The following is a 19,740-nucleotide window of genomic DNA, read 5'->3' as shown; positions in this document are numbered from 1 at the left end:
TTAATTTACTATAACTTATTTTTTATACAATAGACTTCTTGCATCACTTATCTTATAAAGGGAATAAGAACTGCTACTCTACGCAGCGTACATAGTTAAGTATGTAGGGATGAGAGAGCAGCGTCGATGTCTCATATATCTTTAAGAAATGAGTTATGTTAAGAGGTCTAATCAATAATGTGCATATTTTGATTTAAAACTATATTGGATTATATAATGAAAAATTTTAATTTATCTGAAGAATTAATTATTGCTCTCGAGACAATGAATATAACTGAGCCGACTGAAATACAAAAGCAATCGATTCCAGTTGCAATGGCGGGATCGGACATACTCGCTTCTAGCCAAACAGGTTCAGGCAAAACTCTTGCTTATTTATTGCCGTTAATTGATTCATTTATTAAAAATAAAACTACTGCTTTAATTCTTGTCCCGACTAGAGAATTAGCAATGCAAATACACAGTACTTTAAATAAAGTAACTACATCCTATAAAATTAATAGTGCAGTTTTGATAGGTGGTGAACTGATGCCTAAACAATTTATGCAATTAAAAAAGAATCCAAAAGTGATTATCGGTACGCCGGGGCGTATTATCGATCACTTAAATAGGGGAAGTCTAAAAATTGATCGTATAGGCATAACCGTACTTGACGAAATGGATAGAATGCTTGATATGGGGATGAAAGAACAATTAGAAGAAATCAATAAATTTTTACCGGAAAAAAGACAAGTTTTAATGTTTTCCGCTACTATGCCAAAACATATTATTGCTGTTTCTCAAAAATATCTAAACAATCCGGTACGTATTACGGTAGGTGCTACTAATAAAGCAGCTGTAGAAATAAAACAGGAATCAATGCATGTTTCTAATAAAGAAAAATTTAGTGAATTAACTAAACAACTTGGTAATAGGGAAGGATCGGTCATTATTTTTGTGAAGACTAAACGCTCTGCCGATCAATTAGCTAAAATGTTGAAATATGAAAATCATACAGCAGAAGCTATACACGGTGATTTAAGTCAGCGTCAACGTGCAAGAGTAATTTTATCATTTCGTAAGTCAAACCATAGAATAATGGTAGCAACTGATGTAGCGGCTCGTGGGCTTGATATTCCTCATACACAGCATGTTATTAATTATGATTTACCTATGTGTCCTGAAGATTATTTACATAGGATAGGTAGAACGGGTAGAGCAGGGGCTACCGGACATGCGTTGTCTTTTATTTCTCCTGATGATGTTATTAGATGGCATGCAATTGATCGTCTAGTAAATAAAGGAGAATCTACGCCACGTAGTGAGTTTAGAAGTGACAAAAATAATCGTAAAAAATCATTCGGTAAAAGAGCCGGCGGTGACGGTAAAAAGTTTAATGCTTTTGATAGTAGCCGTAAAAGAACCTTTGATGGTAACAGCTACGGTAATAAAAGAAAGAAACTATCGTAGTTTAGGTTTACGTCATTTATATCATTGCGAGGAAATTACATAAGTAATTGACGAAGCAATCTCAAGAGTTTATTATTATCTCATGAGATTGCCACGCAGCCTTATGGCTGCTCGCAATGACGATTAGATATCCATGCGGGCAATGCCTTCGCAGAAATGACATTCGTATATTTTAAAGGAGGATGAATTCATAAGTTTAAATTTTTCACGATTTCAATATATATCTAATATTTTCTTTATATTAATCATTTCTTTTCCCGGAGGTTTAATTTATTTACTTACCGGTTCAACTCTTTCTTTTTGGCTTCGAGAATCCGGTTTTGATAAAATCACTATCGGGCTTTTTAGTTTAGTGAATTTTATTCATATATTTAAATTTTTATGGGGTCCTTTGCTTGAAAAAGTAAGTTTTGCTCCTTTAAGTAAGCGGGGATATAAATATTGTTTAATTATTGCTTTGGTTAGTTGTATTTTTTGTGTATATGTTCTAACAAATTTTAACCCTAACACTCATTTTATACCATTTGCTTTATGCTTAGTAGCTGTGGCATTTTTTTTGTCCATTTATGATATGTTACTTCAATCATCACAGATGTTACTGATTACAAATAAAAATTGGGGCATAAGTGAGGCAGCTTGTACTACAGGCTTTAGAATAGGTATACTTATAGCAGGTTCAGGAGCATTATATTTATCTACTATCATATCCTGGCAAGATGTTTATCGTACTATGGCAATTTTATGTATACCGTCATTACTATTAATTATAATCTATCCGCTTAAATTTAAAGATAAGATAATTATTAATGATTTTGATAGATTTTGGCATGCTTTTTATGATTTTGTCAAGAAACCTAAATGGCTAATAATTGTTAGTTTTATGCTTCTATATCGTCTTCAAGATAATTTTTTGTCAATTATGCCGAATATGTTTTATCTCGATATTGGGTATACGAAGAAAGATTTAGCTCTTGGATATAAAGCTTTCGGTATGTGTGCTACAATTCTTGGAGGTTTTATAGGTGGGGTTTTGTGCCGAAAATATGAATATTCTTATTTACTTAAAAGAGCATTAATATATCATGCTTTATCTAACCTATCTTTTTTATTTCTCTATTTTTATAATCGAGATATTACAAGTTTGTATATAGCGGTCTTTTTGCAAGAATTTACCAAGGGCTTAACTATGTCACCGTTTTTTGCTTACCAATTAAGATGCTGTAGTTCTAAATATTGTATAACCCAAATTGCTTTAATTACTTCTATTGCTTATATTAGTACCATATTGTTTGGTAGTATTTCAGGCTATGCAGCTACTTATTTAGGCTGGACTTATTTCTTTATTGTAGCAGGGTTTTGTTTTATACCGGCTTATATATTAATTAGATATTTGCCGCCTTATGTTATTCCTAACTAAAAGCGGGAATCTCTCTTAAATTGCATGATATTGCTTCATCGGCATAAATGCCTTCTCGCAATGACGTGGATAGGTAGTATTGGATTCCTGCTACCACAGGAATGACATATACGGCTTTTGAGAGTCATGCAAAAATGCCTAAATACAAATATATTGTAAAAATAGTACTATCAATTTATAATAATCAACAAATTTATTAGTGTGCTTTAATTATGTTTATTCAAACTGAAGATACTCCAAATCCGGATGCAATAACATTTTTCCCAGGGCAGGAAATAAGTAGTGATCAGCCGGTATTTTTTAGTGAGCTTGCTGAAGTAAAAGGAAGAAGCAAACTTGCAGAATCATTATTTCATATTAATAATGTAAAATCAGTGTTTTTCGGTAGTGATTTTATAACAGTAACTAAACAAGATGAAGGTAATTGGCAAGTTATAAAGCCTGAAATTTTAATGGTTATTATGGATCATTTTGTTTCAGGCTTGCCTGTATTTGAAAAAAACACCAAAGCAGATAATGTAAATCATAATCTTGATGGGCTTTCGGAAATAGAGAAGCAAATCGTAGAGATTATTGAAACTAGGGTGCGTCCATCTGTTGCACAAGACGGTGGCGACATAATATATAAAGGCTTTGAAAACGGTGTAGTTAAATTAGCACTTCGTGGTGCATGCCTTGGATGTCCTAGTTCCACTATCACCTTAAAAAAAGGTATTGAGTCCATGCTTAAACATTTTGTACCGGAAGTGCAAGAAGTTAAAGCTGTAGAGGAAGATTTTGAGTAATGTAGTATGCTAACTGCGCGCGACTACAGACCTTGTTGTATAGGTTAGTCTTCGTCATTGCGAGAAGCAACTGCAAGTTTCAACGAAGCAATCTAGTAAAAAATTCTGATTTACAGAATTTTTGATTGTTTTTTCTGGATTGCCACGCAGTTTACTACTGCTCGCGATGACGTTAAATGTCATATAGTATATTAAATTTTTTTGAAGAATAGTATGGTCCTATTCTTCCTGTGCAGAATTGATTGTATCATTTTGATGCCAAATAACGTAATATAGTGCAACATCTTTTGGAGCATATACTACGATAGGTAGTTTGCTATTATATCTTAAAAATGTTTCATCACCTCAAAATACACTAACCGGTTGGTATGGTTGCTTTTACGTTTGGGCATGCTATCATTGTACTAGCAGAGTGATCGCTAACTTGATCGATTATATAATAATTATATTCCCATCCTTCTAAAGTTTTTGTTTCCAGCTTACCACCAAACCAAACACGATTACAATCTTGCATTGCATTTTTTGTTGCTTGCAATTCTACTTTTAGCTTTTCTTCATTGGACTCTGTAGGTAAATGGATTACATAACGCTTTTGATTTTCAAGTGGCGTAGGATAGATAGGGTGCAATATCTATCGGTATCGGCTAATAAATCAGTATTTAAAAAACATGATATAAGAAATAGTATAATTTTATTTGGCATATGATTATTTTTAATTAGAATCCATTATCTTGCCTAGAGGAGTTATATAAGAAGAATTTATTTTACCATCGGCTATATCAGTACTAAAGCCTTTACTATAGTCAACATCACCATTTTCGTTTATTTTTGTACTTAAAAATAATATAGAATTTTCAAATTTATTTTCTTTTAATATAGGCTGATTATTTAAACTAAAAACTTTCATTATTAGATAATCTAAAATATATTTCTGATCCGTTATTGGATTCAAAAAAATTACATTTATTATAAGCACCTAATAATAAATTATTTAATATATCTATGGTAACTTGTTCTTCAAGGTTTATAATCTTAGGAAATAATATGTAATTATTGTGATTATTTTGTATATTTGAAATAAGAATACTTTGAGAGTTATATTGCTGTTTTTCCAAATATATTTTTGCAAAATTATTTTGTTTTAATTCTGTAAAGGTTAGTTCAGCCTTATATTTTTGTTTGTCACTAGAAAAGTTAGGTAGTGTTTCTATTAAATGAAAATCAAGGGAGGTCTCGCTAAATCTTGTATTCAGCATATTATTTTGATTTAATTCTGTAAAATCTAATGCGGCATAGTATGTTGTTCTGTCAATGTCTAAACTATATACAGGCTTATTTTCCAATATCTCTTCAAATAAATCTTCCCATAGCTCGTGTAACTCTTGTAAAAAATTTTGAGTATGTTCTTTAGTTTTACAAACATCAATTTGATTTGCAAAGCTTTTTGCTATAAAAAACTTTCAATCTTTTTGATCCGATAAAGATAAATCATGAATGTGACATTTAAATGTTTTATCTACATAATTTATTAGTGATGCAGTATCTGCAGGAAAATTTTTAGTTATTTCTAATAATTTTTTTTTATGCTGTTCTGAAATTATATTCATTTTCTAATCTAATCCCGTTTCTTTCTTAAAAAAGCCGGTATGTCATGAATATCAGACTCTTTATTATCTTGATCTAGAGTACTAACAACAACGTTTTTGCGTTCTAAAGTTTGATTATTTGAAGCACGCAGAGAACCCCATATTTTCCCTAAAAATGATGGTTTGGGTGAGTCATCTTCAGATTTGTTGAAAGTATTGGCATGTAATCCTAGCTCTTTTTCATTCCCGATAAAATTTTGATTTATTGGAGAGTCGGTAATTTCAATATTTTCGGTACTGTAGCTGTTAAAATCAGGAATTTCTTCTATTTGTGTAGGTTGTGCTATAGCTTTATTATAAGTTTCCTCAGGAACTATATTGGTAGTTTCAGCTATTGCGGGTTTATATGTCGATACTTTAGCGGCATCAATACCGGTAGCAACAACTGATACTCTGATAATTCCTTTTAATTCCGGATTAAATGTTGAACCGAAAATAATATTAGCATCAAGGTTATCTACTTCTTCTCTAATTCTATTAGCAGCGTTGTCAACTTCAAATAAGGTCATGTCGGAACCGCCGGTAATATTGATTAATACACCTCTTGCACCGCACATTGAGCTATGATCTAGCAGTGGATTTGAAATTGCAGATTCTGCCGCTTTAATAGCTCTATCTTCGCCACTAGCTTCACCTGTACCCATCATTGCTTTACCCATTTCGCTCATTACTGCTTTAATATCGGCAAAATCAAGATTAATAAGTCCCGGCATAATCATCAAATCCGTTACTCCTCTAACGCCTGCATGTAATACGTCATCTGCCATTTTGAAAGCATCGGCAAACGTCGTTTGTTCATTAGCAATACGGAATAGATTTTGGTTCGGTATTACAATTAAAGTATCAACGAATTGCTGTAATTCAATAAGTCCTTTATCGGCAGTTTTCATACGATGACCGCCTTCAAAATGGAAAGGTTTAGTTACTACCCCAACCGTAAGGATGCCTAGTTCTTTAGCAATGCGTGCAATAACCGGTGCAGAACCGGTACCTGTACCACCGCCCATACCTGCCGTAATAAATACCATATTGCTATTTTCTAGGTAACTACGAATTTCGCTTTCTGATTCTTGAGCAGCAAGTGCTCCAACCTCAGGAGAAGCTCCTGCCCCAAGACCTCTAGTCGTAGAAACACCGAGTTGTATTTTGTTAGTGCATAAAGAATGTTCAAGCGATTGTGCATCAGTATTAGCTACTACAAAATTAGCACCTTGCAGATTAGCACTAATCATATTATTTACTGCATTACTACCTGCACCCCCAATGCCGAAAACTGTAATGGTCGGCTTTAATACTATATTTTCAGGAGCTTTGATATTTAAAACCATGATACTCTTTATATTTTATATAATTAATGTTTAAGTATAATAAAAGATTTAAAAATTTCCATAAACTTTTTATGAAAAATGTGGATTATTTTCTTTTATAGTGAATGCCATTATTATGACATGCTTTGATTAATGCTTTATCGTTAGTGGCCATAGGAAGTCCTTCATACATGGTAGTTAATAAATAAGTTGTATCATATGCAGTAAGATTGTTGGTTCTTGCAGTTTGTATAATTTCATGTATGGAAAAATTTAAATTTGATATATTAAGGGGGAAGAGAGTTTAAAAAATCTATAATTTTAATAACCTCTACTGATTTTATTCTAGCACGTTTTTCTGCTATTAATATTACATTAGTTACTTCAAGTCTCCAAAGAGGGCGGTACTATCACTCTAAACTTATAACAATAATCTAATGTAAAATCTGAATATTTATCACGTTCATCATAAAAGAACCATGAGACAGTTATGGAGCAATCGGCTATAAACGGTTTAGAATTCACCATTTTCTACCTTCATCTCTAAGCTCGTTAATAGTATAAGGAGCTAATGTTTTGCTTTTGCGGAATTCTCGTATTTGCTCTGTTATATTATCCATTTTAGGTTTTTGAGTTATAATTTTTGCAACCGGCGTATTATGCTTACAAATGATAATTTGCTCTCCATCTTGTACACGCTGTATTAGATCAGAAAAATGAGTTTTTGCTTCGAGTAGGTTAATTTGATTAGATAAATTTTGTTTCACATAAGTAATATAATAAATAGACTAATTTAATATTATCCTATTTATAAGATTTTGTACAGTAACATTAATAGTTTAAATTAATATCTTTATATAAATCTAAGATTGGTCAACCATTTTTTCAGGTACTACTATTTTATCAAATTCTGCTTCCGATAGAAGATTGAGTTTTTTAGCTGCTTCTTTTAAAGTGATCCCGTGTTTATGTGCTTCTTTAGCAATTTTTGCGGCATTATCATAGCCTATATGCGGATTAAGAGCTGTAACAAGCATTAGAGATTTATCACGTAAATTATTAATGCGTGCTATATTGGGTTCTAATCCTTTAACACAGTGAGTAACAAAGCTATTTACGCTATCGGATAACAGCTCTATAGATTGTAGGATATTGTATATTATTACGGGTTTAAATACGTTAAGTTCAAGATGTCCGTTTGAGCCGGCAATAGTAACCGTAACATGATTTCCCATCACCTGACTGCACACCATTGTTAAAGCTTCGACTTGTGTAGGGTTTACTTTACCGGGCATAATAGAAGAACCAGGTTCATTTTCAGGTAAATGTAGCTCACCAAGACCGCATCTTGGACCGGAGCCGAGCAGTCTTATATCATTTGCTATTTTCATTAAGCTAACTGCTATAGTATTAAGAGTTCCTGAAAATTCTACTAGTGCGTCGTGAGCAGCTAGATTTTCAAATTTATTAGGAGCCGTCTTAAAGGGTTGTTTAGTAAACTCTGCCACTTTCTCGGCAAATTTTATATCAAAGCCTATTTTTGAGTTAATACCTGTACCAACTGCTGTTCCTCCTTGGGCAAGTAGATAAACTTTTTGTAGTGCATTTTCTATGCGTTCTAAAGCATACTCTATTTGTGTAATATATCCGGAGAATTCCTGTTTAAGAGTTAAAGGAGTTGCATCCTGCAAGTGGGTACGTCCTATTTTTATGATTTTGTTCCAATCTTTTGACTTATCCTGCAAAGAGGTAAGTATATTATTCAGAGCTGGTATCAGTTGCTGTTTAGTTGCAAGTACGGTTGCTATATGCATAGCGGTTGGAAAAGAGTCGTTGGATGATTGTCCTTTATTAACATGATCGTTAGGATGTACTGGAGATTTGCCGCCTTTCTTGCCTGTTAATTCTTCGTTGGCAATAGAGGCAATAACCTCGTTCATATTCATGTTTGTTTGCGTTCCTGAACCTGTTTGCCAAACTACTAAAGGAAAATTATCCTCAAATTCGCCTTCTAAGATTCTATCCGTGGCTTTATCTATACTTATAGCAATTTTAGCTTCTAAATCACCAAACTCATGATTAACCTGTGCTGCACATTTTTTTAAAATAGCAAGAGCACGAATTAAAATTTTAGGCATTTTTTGCTTGCCTATTTTAAAATTTTCTAAAGATCTTTGAGTTTGAGCCCCCCAATAAAATTTTTCTTCTATTTGAATTTCTCCAAAAGAATCACTTTCGGTTCTGTAATTTTTCATAAATTGTTAAATGTTATATAATTATCTATTTTTTTCATAAAATGATCACTTACTGCATTCAAGTCTAATTGCTGGGCTAATTTAGCAAAGCTATAATATAATTTGTCTGTTAAAGAAGCTTTTTTTAGATTCTTAGCAATAAATATTAATGTGTTTTCTATCATAAGATTACGATTAAAACTATAAAATTTTTGCCAATGTTCGTTATATTTAGGTTCGGAAGATGCTATATAATCGGAATATATAGGTTTAGTAATTACTGCTTTACCTTGATATATGTCAAATATATTATCATTAATTAATCTTTCATTCTTGAGGTTATTGATCACTTTATCAAAAAAATCGTTTAATATAGCTGTTGTTATCTCTTTTTCTGTCAGTGCATTTATAAATATGTCTAATTGTTTTTCAAAACTCTCGATAATTTGTTCATTTTGTCCCTTTTTCATGACTTTTCTCTCAAATTAATTGATATAATAAAAGTTTATGACTTTAATTTTAGTAGACTAAATATTTATATCGAAGTAAATACAATATTTAAAATACTATTTATGTAATGAATAAAAAATTATAGAAGCGGCATTTGATACATTAAGACTTTCTACTCTCTGAGAAATAGGGATTTTGGCTAAATAATCACATGTTTCTGCGACTAATCTTCGTATGCCTTTATCTTCTGAGCCAAATACCAATACTATTTTGTCGGAAATTAATTTATCGGTAAAGTAGTCATTTGCAGAACCTGTTAGACCTATAATCCAAAAGCCGTGTTTTTTAAGATAATTCATACATGAGCGTAAGTTAGTAACTTTAATTATAGGTATTAATTCTAAAGTACCGCAAGCCGCTTTAGCAATGCCGCCGCTTTCATTCGGAGAATTATCTTGAGGTAATATTATAGCATTTATATCAAAAGCAGCGGCACTACGAATAATTGCTCCAATATTTTGTGTATCTGTTATTTGATCAAGAATCACAATTTTACATTTTGGATTTGTTATATCTATGTCCTCTAAATTGTAAGAAAAAATTGGTCTAATTTTTGCAGCTATTCCTTGATGTGTTTGGTTTTCCAGTAATTTAGATAAAATATCGTTATTAACAATTTCATAAGATCTAGTAGCTATTAATTTTTTGTTTGTATCAAAAATTTCCCTAGTGCATAAAATATTGTCAATTTGACGTTTTGGATTATTTAGAGCAGAAAATACAGGATGTTTCCCATACATATAATAACAATTTTTAGAATCAAGTTTTTTATTTTGCATCTTATTGAAAACTGTCAGTAATTTGTTCTTGACAGAAACTACTATTTATTATAGAAAGTTACAATAAATAAATGTGCAAGCTGCCATTTGTTTATTTGATGATTCGGCAAGGAGTTTTATTAAGTCCTAATACTAATTATATATTGTATTTTACAGTGAATTAGTCTATTTAATACAGTAAAGTTCTTGTAGGAGGGGTGGCCGAGTGGTCAATGGCAGCAGACTGTAAATCTGCCCGCGTAAGCGTTCGAAGGTTCGAATCCTTCTCCCTCCACCACTTAAATGGTTCAGGGAAGCATATCATTTTATTTAAAAATAAAACATAGTTGTGTATATTTATAAATCTGAATAAAATTGATATAGCACTGTTAACAAAATAACTTTGAAATTATTTTATTAATAGTGCTACAATGCGGGTGTAGCTCAATGGTAGAGTTCCAGCCTTCCAAGCTGGCTGTGTGGGTTCGATTCCCATCACCCGCTCCAGAGATAGTGGTAACAAATAAATTTAGCAAAAAAATGTACTTATAAAAAATTAACTTGTATTAAACCTAAAAAATTGTAGAGAGTAATAATATGGCAAAAGCAAAATTTGAACGAACTAAACCGCACGTTAATATAGGTACGATCGGTCACGTAGATCACGGTAAAACTTCCTTAACGGCAGCTATAACTATAGTACTTGCTAAGACAGGTGGAGCACAAGCTACAGCGTATGATCAAATTGATGCTGCTCCTGAAGAAAAAGAAAGAGGTATAACTATTTCTACTGCACACGTAGAATATGAGACTAAAAATAGACACTATGCACACGTAGATTGTCCGGGACACGCTGACTATGTAAAGAACATGATAACTGGTGCCGCTCAGATGGACGGTGCAATATTAGTAGTTTCTGCTGCTGATGGTCCTATGCCGCAAACTAGAGAGCATATATTACTAGCAAAACAGGTAGGTGTACCTGCTATGGTAGTATTCTTAAATAAAGTAGATATGGTGGATGATCCTGATCTATTAGAACTAGTAGAGATGGAAGTAAGGGAATTATTATCAAAATATGGTTTTCCAGGTGATGAAATACCTATTATTAAAGGTTCTGCACTTCAAGCTTTAGAAGGGAAGCCTGAAGGTGAAAAAGCTATTAATGAGTTAATGGATGCAGTAGATAGCTATATACCGCAGCCTGTAAGAGCTACAGATAAACCTTTCTTAATGCCGATAGAAGATGTATTCTCTATTTCAGGAAGAGGTACTGTTGTAACTGGTAGAGTAGAGTCAGGAATAATTAAGGTAGGTGAGGAAATTGAAATAGTCGGTCTAAAAGATACGCAAAAAACTACCTGTACCGGTGTAGAAATGTTCAGAAAATTACTTGATGAAGGACAAGCCGGAGATAATGTCGGTATATTACTACGCGGTACAAAAAGAGAAGAAGTTGAAAGAGGACAAGTTCTCGCAAAACCTGGCAGCATAAAACCGCATGATAAGTTTGAAGCTGAAGTATATGTGCTTAGTAAAGAAGAAGGTGGACGTCATACCCCATTTACTAATGACTATCGTCCGCAGTTCTATTTTAGAACAACAGACGTTACCGGTACAATAAAATTGCCTGCTGATAAGCAAATGGTTATGCCTGGAGATAATGCTACTTTTACAGTGGAATTAATTAAACCAATTGCGATGCAGGAAGGATTGAAATTCTCTATACGTGAAGGTGGTAGAACAGTGGGTGCCGGCGTAGTAACTAAAATAAATAATTAATTGATTTTATAAATACCTATTATTAAAAAATAATAGGTATTTATATTTTAAGATGTAATAGACATTTTTTCGAACCGGCTGATAGAAAAGAATTTGAAGGAGGTACGGAATGCAGAACCACAGCGTATTAACAGACGTGAGGATTTGAGTACCAGATCAACATACAAATTATCTCTAGAAGTAAAGTTTGGAAAGATGTCTAAAAAATATCTTGCTGTTTAAATATTAGGTTTACTGAATGAAAAATAAAATCAAAATTCGTTTAAAATCATTTGATCACCGTAGTCTTGATCAAGCTACAAAAGAGATAGTTAGTGCTGTAAAAAGAACGTTTGCTAACATTAATGGTCCTATTCCTTTACCTAGAAAAATTGGAAGATTTACCGTAAATAGGTCTCCTCATGTACATAAGAAGTCAAGAGAGCAATTTGAAATTAGAAAGCATAAAAGATTATTAGTTATAGGTGATCCGAATCCGGCGGTTGTCGATGCTTTAAGTAAAATTGATTTAGCAGCAGGTGTTGATGTAGTGATTGAATTAGAGAGTGGAGAATAAATGAGAACCGGTATAATTGCTCAAAAAATTGGGATGACTAGTGTTTTTAATGATACAGGCGAAAGAATTTCTTTAACATTAGTAAAAGTTGATGATTGTCAAGTAGTAGGACATAAAACTCTAGAAAAACATGGATATAATGCTTTGGTTATAGGTGTAAAAGATAAAAAAATATCTAGAGTAACTAAACCTATGAAACAAGTTTTTGCTAATGCTAAAGTAGCTCCTAAAACTAAATTAAAAGAATTTAGAATTTCTGAAGAGAATTTTATTGATATAGCAGCAAGTCTAGAAGTAGACCATTTTAAGGCAGGACAATTTGTGGATATAACGGCGACTACTATAGGTAAAGGATTTGCCGGTAGTATGAAAAGACATAATTTTAGAGGTCTTGAAGCTTCTCACGGTGTTTCGATATCCCATCGTTCACATGGTTCTACAGGACAAAGACAAGATCCAGGAAAGGTTTTCAAAGGCAAAAAGATGGCCGGTCATATGGGATGTAACCAAGTTACTATTCAAAATTTGAAAATATTTGCCGTTGATAAAGAGCGTAAGCTTATTATGATTCAGGGTAGTATACCCGGTCACAAAAATTCGTATCTTTCAGTAAAAGATGCAATAAAAAAGATTGCAATAACTGTATAATAGATATTTAGACATGTTTGTTGAGGTTTAAAGATTATCAAATTAACAAAACGCCATGCAATATTATTTATATAAAAGTTTTATATAAGACTGTATAAGGTTAAATAAAGATGAAAACTAAAATATTAAGTCTTGCTCATGAAGAAGTTGGTGAGATTAGCTTAAATGAAGATATATTTGCTGTTGAATTTATCAGAGATGATATAATAAAGCAGGTTATTGATTGGCAGAGAGCTAAGGCAATGTCCGGTAACCACAAAACTAAAACAGTATCAGAAGTATTAGGAACCACAAAAAAACCTTTTAAGCAAAAAGGTACAGGTAATGCAAGACAAGGTTCCCTTAGATCGGTACAGATGCGTGGTGGTGGTGTAGCTCATGGACCTAGAGTACGTAGTCATGCAACAAAATTACCTAAAAAGGTACGAAAACTTGGTTTAATTCATGCTTTATCCGAGAAATGCGCTGAAGGAAAATTATTAGTAATAGATTCTTTAAAGCTAGATAAGCCTAAAACTTCTGCTCTTGTAAATATATTAAACAAATTTCAAGGGAAAAGTTTCTTTGTAATAGACGGAAATGAAGTAGATATTAATTTTTCTTTAGCTGCAAAAAATATTTATAATACTATGATTGTTCCACAAATAGGAGCAAATGTTTATGATATAATACGACATGAATATGTCCTATTATCACAAGAAGCAGTGAGCGTTTTAGAACAGAGGTTAAGATGAGTTCTTATAAATACTACGATTTAATTAGAAAACCTATTATTACAGAAAAAACTACAACCCTTTCGGAACAAAATAAATACGCTTTTTATGTAGATAAATTTGCTGAAAAACTTACCGTTAAAAAGGCTATAGAAGAAATATTTAAAGTAAAAGTAAAAAAAGTTAATATTTTAAACGTTAAAGGTAAGAAGAAAAGATTTAAAGGAATTGTAGGGACTCAAATTAATAGAAAGAAAGCTATTGTTACATTAGAAAAAGACTGTAATATCGATTTTGCCGGAGGAATTAAATAAATGGCTTTAAAAAACTTTAATCCAATTACTCCTTCTCTTAGAGAGTTAGTTCAAGTTGATAAAACTAGTTTATGGAAAGGCAGACCTTTAAAATCTTTGACCAAAGGTATATCTAAAACCGGTGGACGCAATAATCAAGGTAGAATTACTTCTTGGCACAGAGGTGGAGGACACAAAAAATTATATCGTATTATTGATTTTAAAAGAAATAAAATCGATATTTCTGCTATTGTTGAAAGAATAGAGTATGACCCTAATAGAACTGCTTTTATTGCTTTAATAAAATATGAAGATGGGGAATATTCTTATATTCTAGCACCGCAAAAATTATCTGTAGGTGATAGAGTAATATCAAGTCAAGATGCTGATATAAAAATAGGAAATTGTTTACCTTTAAAATTCATTCCTATCGGTACTACTTTACATAATGTTGAAATGAAAGTCGGTAAGGGCGGGCAAATTGCAAGGTCTGCAGGTACTTCAGTGGATCTAGTGGGTAAAGATTCAGGATATGCTCAGATTAAATTAAGATCAGGTGAATTTAGGTTAGTACCTTTAGATTGTAAAGCTACTATAGGTAGTATATCTAACCCAGATCAAAAAAATATTAATTTAGGCAAAGCAGGTAGAAATAGATGGCTAGGTTGGAGACCGCATGTTAGAGGTGTAGCAATGAATCCTGTAGATCACCCCCATGGCGGTGGTGAAGGTAAAACTTCAGGAGGTCGTCATCCTGTTACTCCTTGGGGATTCCCAACAAAGGGTAAGAAGACACGTAAAAATAAACGTACTTCAAAATTTATCGTAAAGAAAAGAAAATAGATTTTAAATTAATTAGGTATTAGTATGGCACGTTCAATATGGAAAGGGCCTTTTGTAGACGGTTATTTAATAAAGAAAGTTCAAAAATTAATGGAATCAGGTAAATCTGAAATGATTAAAACTTGGTCTAGAAGATCAACGATTTTACCTATTTTTGTAGGGTTTACCTTTTCTGTTCATAATGGCAATAAATTTATTCCGGTTTCTGTAAATGAAGAAATGGTTGGAAGAAAATTAGGTGAGTTTGCTCCTACTAGAACATTTCACGGTCATGGAGCAGATAAAAAAGTCAAAAGAAAGTAAAGATTTATATGGTACAGGAAAATAAGAATTTTGCTACGGCACAAGCTAAATCTATTAGAGTAAGTTCAAGGAAGCTCAATTTAGTTGCCGCCTTTATTAGAAATATGAAAGTATCTGAAGCATTGGTACAATTAACTTTTTCTCCTAAAAGAATTGCAAAAGTTGTAAAAGATTGTTTACAATCTGCTGTTGCAAATGCTGAAAATAATTTAGGTCTAGATATAGATAGATTGGTTATTACTAAAGCGACTGTAGGTAAGGCTTTAGTAATGAAAAGAGTTATGCCAAGAGCCAAAGGAAGAGCAACTAGAATAAATAAGTTTTTTAGTAATCTTTATATAACTGTTACAGAAAAAGAGGATAATTAAAATGGGGCAGAAAGTTTGTGCACATGGTTTTAGAGTTGGACCGACTTTAATTAAAGGTTGGGATTCCGTGTTATATGCAGAAAAACATTATAAAACTCTTTTTATACAAGATTTAAAAATTAGGGGTTTAATAAATAAGGGTTTTAATCAAGCTCAAATTAGCAGAGTTTTAATTGAACGCCCTTCTAATAAAAGTATTATAATTAATATTAATGCCAAAAAACCAAATCTCATTATCGGTAGAAATGGTAGTGAAATTGATAAGCTAAAAAAAGCTATCGAGAAAATGACTTTTTTAAAAGAAGTTTATATAAATATTCACGAAGTCAGAAAATTTAATATAGATGCTGCTATAGTAGCTCAAACTATAGCACTACAGCTTGAAAAAAGAGTTTCTTTTAGAAAAGCCATGAAAACAGCAATTCAGGCTTCATTTAAACAAGGTGGACAAGGTATCAGGGTTAGTTGTTCAGGACGACTTGGAGGTGCTGAAATTGCTAGAACCGAATGGTATATAGAAGGAAGAATGCCGTTACATACTTTAAGAGCTGATATTGATTATTCAACAGCTGAGGCTATAACTACTTATGGAGTTATAGGGGTTAAAGTGTGGATTTATAAAGGTACAGAAAATAAAAGATATAATTAATTTTAAGTATTAAAATGTTAGCTCCCAAAAAACAAAAATTTAGAAAAACTCATAAGGGTAGAGTTGCTTCAAAAGCAAAAGCAGGTACGACGCTTGCTTTTGGATCATTTGGTCTAAAATCTATAGACGGTTGGCGTGTTACTGCAAGACAAATAGAAGCAGGAAGAAAAGCTGCTACTAGATGTATGAAAAGGCAAGGAAGATTATGGATTCGCATTTTTCCAGATGTCCCCGTTTCTAAAAAGCCTGCTGAAGTAAGAATGGGTAAAGGTAAAGGTTCTCCTGAATTTTTTGCAGTTAGAGTTTCGCCTGGAAGAATTATGTTTGAAATTGAAGGGGTAGAAGAAAATGTTGCACTTAGAGCTTTGGAGCTTGCAAGTGCAAAATTACCTGTTAGAACAAGGATAGTGAGACGTTATGAATGATTTAAAATTATTAAGAAGTAAGTTATCTACTGAAACAATAGAAGAGCTTTATAAAAACCTTAATCTTTTAAAAAAAGAATTGTTTAATTTAAGATTTCAACAAGCTTTAGGTGAGTTAAAAAATACTAGTAGGTTTTCGTTAGTCAAAAAGTCTATAGCACGTATTAAAACTGAATTAACAAAAAGAGCTAATAGTGAGGAATATTAAAATGCCGAAAAGAATGTTACAAGGCGTGGTTATAAGTTCAAAAGCTGATAAGACGGTTACAGTAAAAGTAGAAAGAAAGTTTAAGCATCCTATTTATAAAAAATTCGTGAAAGTATCTAAAAAATATGCTGCTCATGATTCAGAAAATAAATATCAAGAAGGAGATAAAGTTAGTATAATTGAAAGTCGTCCTATCTCAAAAACCAAAACATGGTTAGTGGTAAATGGGGAATAAAGTTTTTTAATCTTTGACTTTATAAGGTAGATTATTTATTTTATTGCTCGTGTATAAAAAATTGGAAGTAGTTTATGATTCAAATGCAGAGCATCTTGGAAGTTGCAGATAATTCCGGTGCTAAAAAAGTTATGTGTATTAAAGTTTTAGGTGGCTCTCACCATATGGTGGCAAAGCTGGGTGATGTTATAGTTGTATCTGTTAAAGACGCTATACCCGGCGGTAAGGTTAAAAAGGGTGATGTTTATAAAGGCGTGATTGTTCGTACAAAGACTGGGGTAGTAAGACCTGACGGTAGTACAATAAAATTTGATAAAAACGCATTAGTGCTTTTGAATAAACAAGATGAACCTATCGGTACTAGAGTTTTCGGTCCTGTTACAAGAGAACTTAGAGCGAAAAAATATGTTAGAATAATGTCGCTTGCAGAGGAAGTATTATAAATGATTAAATTAAAAGTAAAAAAAGGTGATGAAGTTGTTGTTATTACCGGAAAGTACAAAGGAAAAAAAGGTAAAATATTAAAAGTTTTCCCGGAGGACAGTAAAGTAATTGTTTCTGGAGTAAATTTAGTAAAAAAGCATACTAAATCTAATCAAATGAGTGAAGGCGGGATAATAACTAAAGAATTACCTGTACATATCTCAAATATTGCACACATTGATCCAAAAACCGGTAACCCTACCAAGGTAGCTTTTAAATTCTTAGAAGACGGTTCTAAGGTTAGAGTAGCAAAGAAATCAGGGGAAATTATCGGTAAGGAAGGTAAATAATGTTAAGATTTAAAGAATTATATCAGCAAAAAATTATTGAAAACTTACAAAAAAATTTTTCTTATAAAAATAAACACGAAATACCGCAAATTAAGAAAATTGTTATAAATATGGGAGTAGGGGAAGCAACAGCCGATTCTAAAGTAATTAATAATGCAGTAAATGATCTTACTTTGATTTCCGGTCAGAAGCCGGTTGTAACGTTAGCAAGAAAATCTATTGCAACTTTTAAGTTACGTGCAAATATGAAAATAGGTTGCAAGGTTACATTACGTAAAGATAGAATGTATGATTTTTTAGAGAGGTTAGTAATTGTTGCATTACCCCGTGTTAAGGAATTTCGCGGTTTTTCTTATAAAAGTTTTGATGGTAAAGGGAATTTTACTTTTGGATTAAAAGAGCAGATAGTTTTCCCTGAAATTAATTATGATAAAATCGATATAATAAGGGGTATGGATATTACAATCGTTACATCTGCTAAAACAGATCAAGAAAGTAAATTTTTGTTATCAGGGTTTAATTTACCTTTTTATAATTAATTTTTAGGGTATATATAATGGCAAAAGTAAGTTCTATAAAAAAGAACGAAAGTAGGAAAAAAAAATCACAAAGTTTACATAATAAACGTTTAGCACTAAAAAGTAAAATTTATGATAAAAATATTTCATTAGAAGAGCGTTTTTCTTTGGTAATGTCACTTGCACAATTACCTAGAAATTCATCATCTACTAGAATAAGAAATAGATGTGAGCTTACAGGTAGACCAAGAGGTGTTACAAGAAAGTTTGGTATATCGAGGAATAAGCTTAGAGAATTAATAGGCAGAGGCTTAGTTCCTGGTGTAGTTAAGTCAAGTTGGTAAAAGTCAATAGGTAAATCATATGTCAATGACAGATAATGTAGCAGATATGTTAACTAGAATTAGAAATGCTTATAAAAGCAAATTGATAAGTGTTTCTTTTCCTTGTTCTAAAATTAAAACTTCAATTTTAGATGTTTTGCAAAAAGAAGGTTATATAAAAGATTATATAACTACTCACAAAAATAATATTAGTTATACTGAGGTAGCTTTAAAATACTCTGTTAATGGCGATGCTTCTATATGCGAAATTCATAGAGTATCAAAGCCTGGAAAAAGAGTATATTCTGCTATTAAAGATTTGAAAGGATATTATAATAATATGGGTATATATATTCTTTCTACTCCTTACGGTGTTATGTCTGATAGAGAAGCTCATATTAAAAATGTTGGCGGCGAAGTAATTTGTAAAGTATTTTAAGGTAAAAAAATGTCACGTGTTGGAAAATTGCCGGTTACTATACCTGAAGGTGTAAAAATTGGTTTAAATGATTTAGAAGTAAAAATATCCGGACCTAAAGGCGAATTATCAAAAACTTTTAAAGGTAATATAGCAATTTCATTGGCAGAAAATAAGCTTTTAGTAAAACCTTTAGCCGCAAATAAAAATGCACGTGCTATGTGGGGTACTGCAAGAAGCATAATATCCAATATGGTTACCGGCGTTAAAGAAGGTTTTAAGCTTAAACTCGAAATTAACGGAGTTGGTTACAGGGCGATGGTAAAAGGTAAATATTTAAATTTAATGCTTGCTAAAAGCCATAATACAAAAATTGAAATACCTTCAGATATTAAAATAGAGATGCCTAAGCAAAATATTATTATTCTTGAGGGAACAGATAAAGAAAAGTTAGGACAATTTGCTTCAATTATTATAAAACAGAGACCACCCGAGCCTTATAAAGGAAAAGGAATTAAATTTGAAAATCAATTTATACCACGTAAAGAAGGTAAGAAAAATTAAATTTAAGAGTTAAAT

General features: G+C 32.1%; 30 protein-coding genes, 2 tRNA genes and 2 pseudogenes. 23 read left to right on the top strand and 11 right to left on the bottom strand.

Annotated elements, in window-relative coordinates; translation table 11 throughout:
• The first annotated feature begins 216 nt into the window (after positions 1 to 216).
• The 3 genes from ACPKKV_RS06705 (at position 217) to ACPKKV_RS06695 (ending at position 3,651) form a co-directional block, all read left to right on the top strand.
• Positions 217 to 1,449 carry a DEAD/DEAH box helicase gene (locus ACPKKV_RS06705; RefSeq protein WP_392506807.1) on the top strand — a complete coding sequence of 411 codons (1,233 nt, stop codon included), beginning with the start codon at positions 217 to 219 and terminating at the stop codon, positions 1,447 to 1,449.
• Between the two features lie 190 nt (positions 1,450 to 1,639).
• Positions 1,640 to 2,866, top strand: a complete 1,227-nt coding sequence (locus ACPKKV_RS06700) for an MFS transporter (RefSeq protein WP_392506883.1) — start codon at positions 1,640 to 1,642, stop codon at positions 2,864 to 2,866.
• A gap of 212 nt (positions 2,867 to 3,078) precedes the next feature.
• A complete protein-coding gene (locus ACPKKV_RS06695) occupies positions 3,079 to 3,651 on the top strand; it encodes a NifU family protein (RefSeq protein ID WP_392506805.1) in 573 nt (190 codons plus the stop codon).
• A 219-nt stretch (positions 3,652 to 3,870) separates the two neighbouring features.
• Here ACPKKV_RS06695 and ACPKKV_RS06690 read toward each other — a convergent pair.
• From ACPKKV_RS06690 to rlmB, 11 genes and pseudogenes are all read right to left on the bottom strand, one after another.
• Positions 3,871 to 3,981 (bottom strand): annotated as a pseudogene (locus tag ACPKKV_RS06690) (ecotin family protein); the annotation flags it as partial.
• A gap of 25 nt (positions 3,982 to 4,006) precedes the next feature.
• Complete coding sequence (locus ACPKKV_RS06685; protein ID WP_392506804.1) at positions 4,007 to 4,279, bottom strand: ecotin family protein; 273 nt, start codon at positions 4,277 to 4,279, stop codon at positions 4,007 to 4,009.
• Positions 4,280 to 4,363: 84 nt separating this feature from the next.
• The gene (locus ACPKKV_RS06680; RefSeq protein WP_392506802.1) at positions 4,364 to 4,558 is read right to left on the bottom strand and encodes a hypothetical protein; all 195 of its coding nucleotides are present in this window, start codon (positions 4,556 to 4,558) and stop codon (positions 4,364 to 4,366) included.
• The gene (locus tag ACPKKV_RS06675) at positions 4,545 to 4,907 is read right to left on the bottom strand and encodes a hypothetical protein (RefSeq protein WP_424492217.1); all 363 of its coding nucleotides are present in this window, start codon (positions 4,905 to 4,907) and stop codon (positions 4,545 to 4,547) included. The genes ACPKKV_RS06680 and ACPKKV_RS06675 overlap by 14 nt, the downstream gene beginning before the upstream one ends.
• Positions 4,908 to 5,111: 204 nt before the next feature.
• Positions 5,112 to 5,258: a hypothetical protein gene (locus tag ACPKKV_RS06670; protein WP_392506800.1), complete on the bottom strand. Its 147-nt coding sequence runs from the start codon at positions 5,256 to 5,258 to the stop codon at positions 5,112 to 5,114.
• Positions 5,259 to 5,266: 8 nt separating this feature from the next.
• Positions 5,267 to 6,625, bottom strand: a complete 1,359-nt coding sequence (ftsZ, locus tag ACPKKV_RS06665; protein ID WP_392506798.1) for a cell division protein FtsZ — start codon at positions 6,623 to 6,625, stop codon at positions 5,267 to 5,269.
• A 177-nt stretch (positions 6,626 to 6,802) separates the two neighbouring features.
• Positions 6,803 to 7,132 (bottom strand): annotated as a pseudogene (locus ACPKKV_RS06660) (type II toxin-antitoxin system VapC family toxin).
• Positions 7,126 to 7,371, bottom strand: a complete 246-nt coding sequence (locus ACPKKV_RS06655) for a type II toxin-antitoxin system Phd/YefM family antitoxin (RefSeq protein ID WP_392506797.1) — start codon at positions 7,369 to 7,371, stop codon at positions 7,126 to 7,128. The pseudogene ACPKKV_RS06660 and the gene ACPKKV_RS06655 overlap by 7 nt, the downstream one beginning before the upstream one ends.
• 96 nt (positions 7,372 to 7,467) lie before the next feature.
• Positions 7,468 to 8,859: a class II fumarate hydratase gene (fumC, locus tag ACPKKV_RS06650; RefSeq protein ID WP_392506796.1), complete on the bottom strand. Its 1,392-nt coding sequence runs from the start codon at positions 8,857 to 8,859 to the stop codon at positions 7,468 to 7,470.
• Positions 8,856 to 9,308 carry a hypothetical protein gene (locus ACPKKV_RS06645; RefSeq protein ID WP_392506795.1) on the bottom strand — a complete coding sequence of 151 codons (453 nt, stop codon included), beginning with the start codon at positions 9,306 to 9,308 and terminating at the stop codon, positions 8,856 to 8,858. Before ACPKKV_RS06645 ends, fumC begins: the two co-directional genes overlap by 4 nt.
• 96 nt (positions 9,309 to 9,404) lie before the next feature.
• Positions 9,405 to 10,127, bottom strand: a complete 723-nt coding sequence (gene rlmB, locus ACPKKV_RS06640; protein ID WP_392506794.1) for a 23S rRNA (guanosine(2251)-2'-O)-methyltransferase RlmB — start codon at positions 10,125 to 10,127, stop codon at positions 9,405 to 9,407.
• 191 nt (positions 10,128 to 10,318) lie between these two features.
• Here rlmB and ACPKKV_RS06635 point away from each other — a divergent pair.
• The 20 genes from ACPKKV_RS06635 to rplF all read left to right on the top strand — a co-directional run bounded on the left by ACPKKV_RS06635 (position 10,319) and on the right by rplF (position 19,725).
• A tRNA-Tyr gene (locus tag ACPKKV_RS06635) sits at positions 10,319 to 10,404 on the top strand.
• 135 nt (positions 10,405 to 10,539) lie between these two features.
• Positions 10,540 to 10,613: transfer RNA gene (locus tag ACPKKV_RS06630), tRNA-Gly, on the top strand.
• Positions 10,614 to 10,703: 90 nt separating this feature from the next.
• Positions 10,704 to 11,888 (top strand): elongation factor Tu, encoded by a 1,185-nt coding sequence (tuf, locus tag ACPKKV_RS06625; RefSeq protein ID WP_017442489.1) that lies wholly within the window; start codon positions 10,704 to 10,706, stop codon positions 11,886 to 11,888.
• Between the two features lie 238 nt (positions 11,889 to 12,126).
• Positions 12,127 to 12,444 (top strand): 30S ribosomal protein S10, encoded by a 318-nt coding sequence (gene rpsJ, locus ACPKKV_RS06620; RefSeq protein ID WP_392506792.1) that lies wholly within the window; start codon positions 12,127 to 12,129, stop codon positions 12,442 to 12,444.
• Positions 12,445 to 13,092 (top strand): 50S ribosomal protein L3, encoded by a 648-nt coding sequence (rplC, locus tag ACPKKV_RS06615; protein WP_392506791.1) that lies wholly within the window; start codon positions 12,445 to 12,447, stop codon positions 13,090 to 13,092.
• A 110-nt stretch (positions 13,093 to 13,202) separates the two neighbouring features.
• Positions 13,203 to 13,826, top strand: coding sequence for a 50S ribosomal protein L4 (gene rplD / locus ACPKKV_RS06610; RefSeq protein WP_392506790.1), 624 nt, complete (start codon positions 13,203 to 13,205; stop codon positions 13,824 to 13,826).
• The gene (gene rplW / locus ACPKKV_RS06605) at positions 13,823 to 14,119 is read left to right on the top strand and encodes a 50S ribosomal protein L23 (protein WP_392506789.1); all 297 of its coding nucleotides are present in this window, start codon (positions 13,823 to 13,825) and stop codon (positions 14,117 to 14,119) included. Before rplD ends, rplW begins: the two co-directional genes overlap by 4 nt.
• Complete coding sequence (gene rplB / locus ACPKKV_RS06600) at positions 14,120 to 14,941, top strand: 50S ribosomal protein L2 (RefSeq protein ID WP_017442486.1); 822 nt, start codon at positions 14,120 to 14,122, stop codon at positions 14,939 to 14,941.
• A gap of 24 nt (positions 14,942 to 14,965) precedes the next feature.
• Entirely contained in the window at positions 14,966 to 15,244 is a 279-nt protein-coding gene (gene rpsS, locus ACPKKV_RS06595) for a 30S ribosomal protein S19 (protein ID WP_008580964.1), read from the top strand.
• Positions 15,245 to 15,252: 8 nt separating this feature from the next.
• Complete coding sequence (gene rplV / locus ACPKKV_RS06590) at positions 15,253 to 15,612, top strand: 50S ribosomal protein L22 (protein WP_004997796.1); 360 nt, start codon at positions 15,253 to 15,255, stop codon at positions 15,610 to 15,612.
• Position 15,613: 1 nt separating this feature from the next.
• Complete coding sequence (rpsC, locus tag ACPKKV_RS06585; RefSeq protein WP_392506787.1) at positions 15,614 to 16,261, top strand: 30S ribosomal protein S3; 648 nt, start codon at positions 15,614 to 15,616, stop codon at positions 16,259 to 16,261.
• Positions 16,262 to 16,275: 14 nt separating this feature from the next.
• Positions 16,276 to 16,686, top strand: coding sequence for a 50S ribosomal protein L16 (gene rplP, locus ACPKKV_RS06580; RefSeq protein WP_392506785.1), 411 nt, complete (start codon positions 16,276 to 16,278; stop codon positions 16,684 to 16,686).
• A complete protein-coding gene (gene rpmC, locus ACPKKV_RS06575; protein ID WP_017442483.1) occupies positions 16,679 to 16,894 on the top strand; it encodes a 50S ribosomal protein L29 in 216 nt (71 codons plus the stop codon). The genes rplP and rpmC overlap by 8 nt, the downstream gene beginning before the upstream one ends.
• A 1-nt stretch (position 16,895) precedes the next feature.
• Complete coding sequence (gene rpsQ / locus ACPKKV_RS06570) at positions 16,896 to 17,129, top strand: 30S ribosomal protein S17 (protein ID WP_392506881.1); 234 nt, start codon at positions 16,896 to 16,898, stop codon at positions 17,127 to 17,129.
• 74 nt (positions 17,130 to 17,203) lie between these two features.
• The gene (gene rplN, locus ACPKKV_RS06565) at positions 17,204 to 17,572 is read left to right on the top strand and encodes a 50S ribosomal protein L14 (RefSeq protein ID WP_014014630.1); all 369 of its coding nucleotides are present in this window, start codon (positions 17,204 to 17,206) and stop codon (positions 17,570 to 17,572) included.
• Complete coding sequence (gene rplX / locus ACPKKV_RS06560; protein WP_392506784.1) at positions 17,573 to 17,902, top strand: 50S ribosomal protein L24; 330 nt, start codon at positions 17,573 to 17,575, stop codon at positions 17,900 to 17,902. It begins immediately after the preceding gene.
• Positions 17,902 to 18,441: a 50S ribosomal protein L5 gene (rplE, locus tag ACPKKV_RS06555; protein ID WP_392506783.1), complete on the top strand. Its 540-nt coding sequence runs from the start codon at positions 17,902 to 17,904 to the stop codon at positions 18,439 to 18,441. Before rplX ends, rplE begins: the two co-directional genes overlap by 1 nt.
• A 17-nt stretch (positions 18,442 to 18,458) precedes the next feature.
• Positions 18,459 to 18,764 (top strand): 30S ribosomal protein S14, encoded by a 306-nt coding sequence (gene rpsN / locus ACPKKV_RS06550; protein ID WP_008580947.1) that lies wholly within the window; start codon positions 18,459 to 18,461, stop codon positions 18,762 to 18,764.
• 19 nt (positions 18,765 to 18,783) lie between these two features.
• Positions 18,784 to 19,182, top strand: coding sequence for a 30S ribosomal protein S8 (gene rpsH, locus ACPKKV_RS06545; protein WP_392506782.1), 399 nt, complete (start codon positions 18,784 to 18,786; stop codon positions 19,180 to 19,182).
• Between the two features lie 9 nt (positions 19,183 to 19,191).
• On the top strand, positions 19,192 to 19,725 hold the full coding sequence (gene rplF, locus ACPKKV_RS06540; RefSeq protein ID WP_392506781.1) for a 50S ribosomal protein L6: 534 nt from the start codon (positions 19,192 to 19,194) through the stop codon (positions 19,723 to 19,725).
• Positions 19,726 to 19,740 lie beyond the last annotated feature (15 nt).

This window comes from Rickettsia finnyi, assembly GCF_049668125.1.
GTDB classification, from domain to species: domain Bacteria; phylum Pseudomonadota; class Alphaproteobacteria; order Rickettsiales; family Rickettsiaceae; genus Rickettsia; species Rickettsia kotlanii.
Note: the sequence above shows the minus strand (reverse complement) of the source record. Positions and strands in the feature narration are given on the sequence as shown.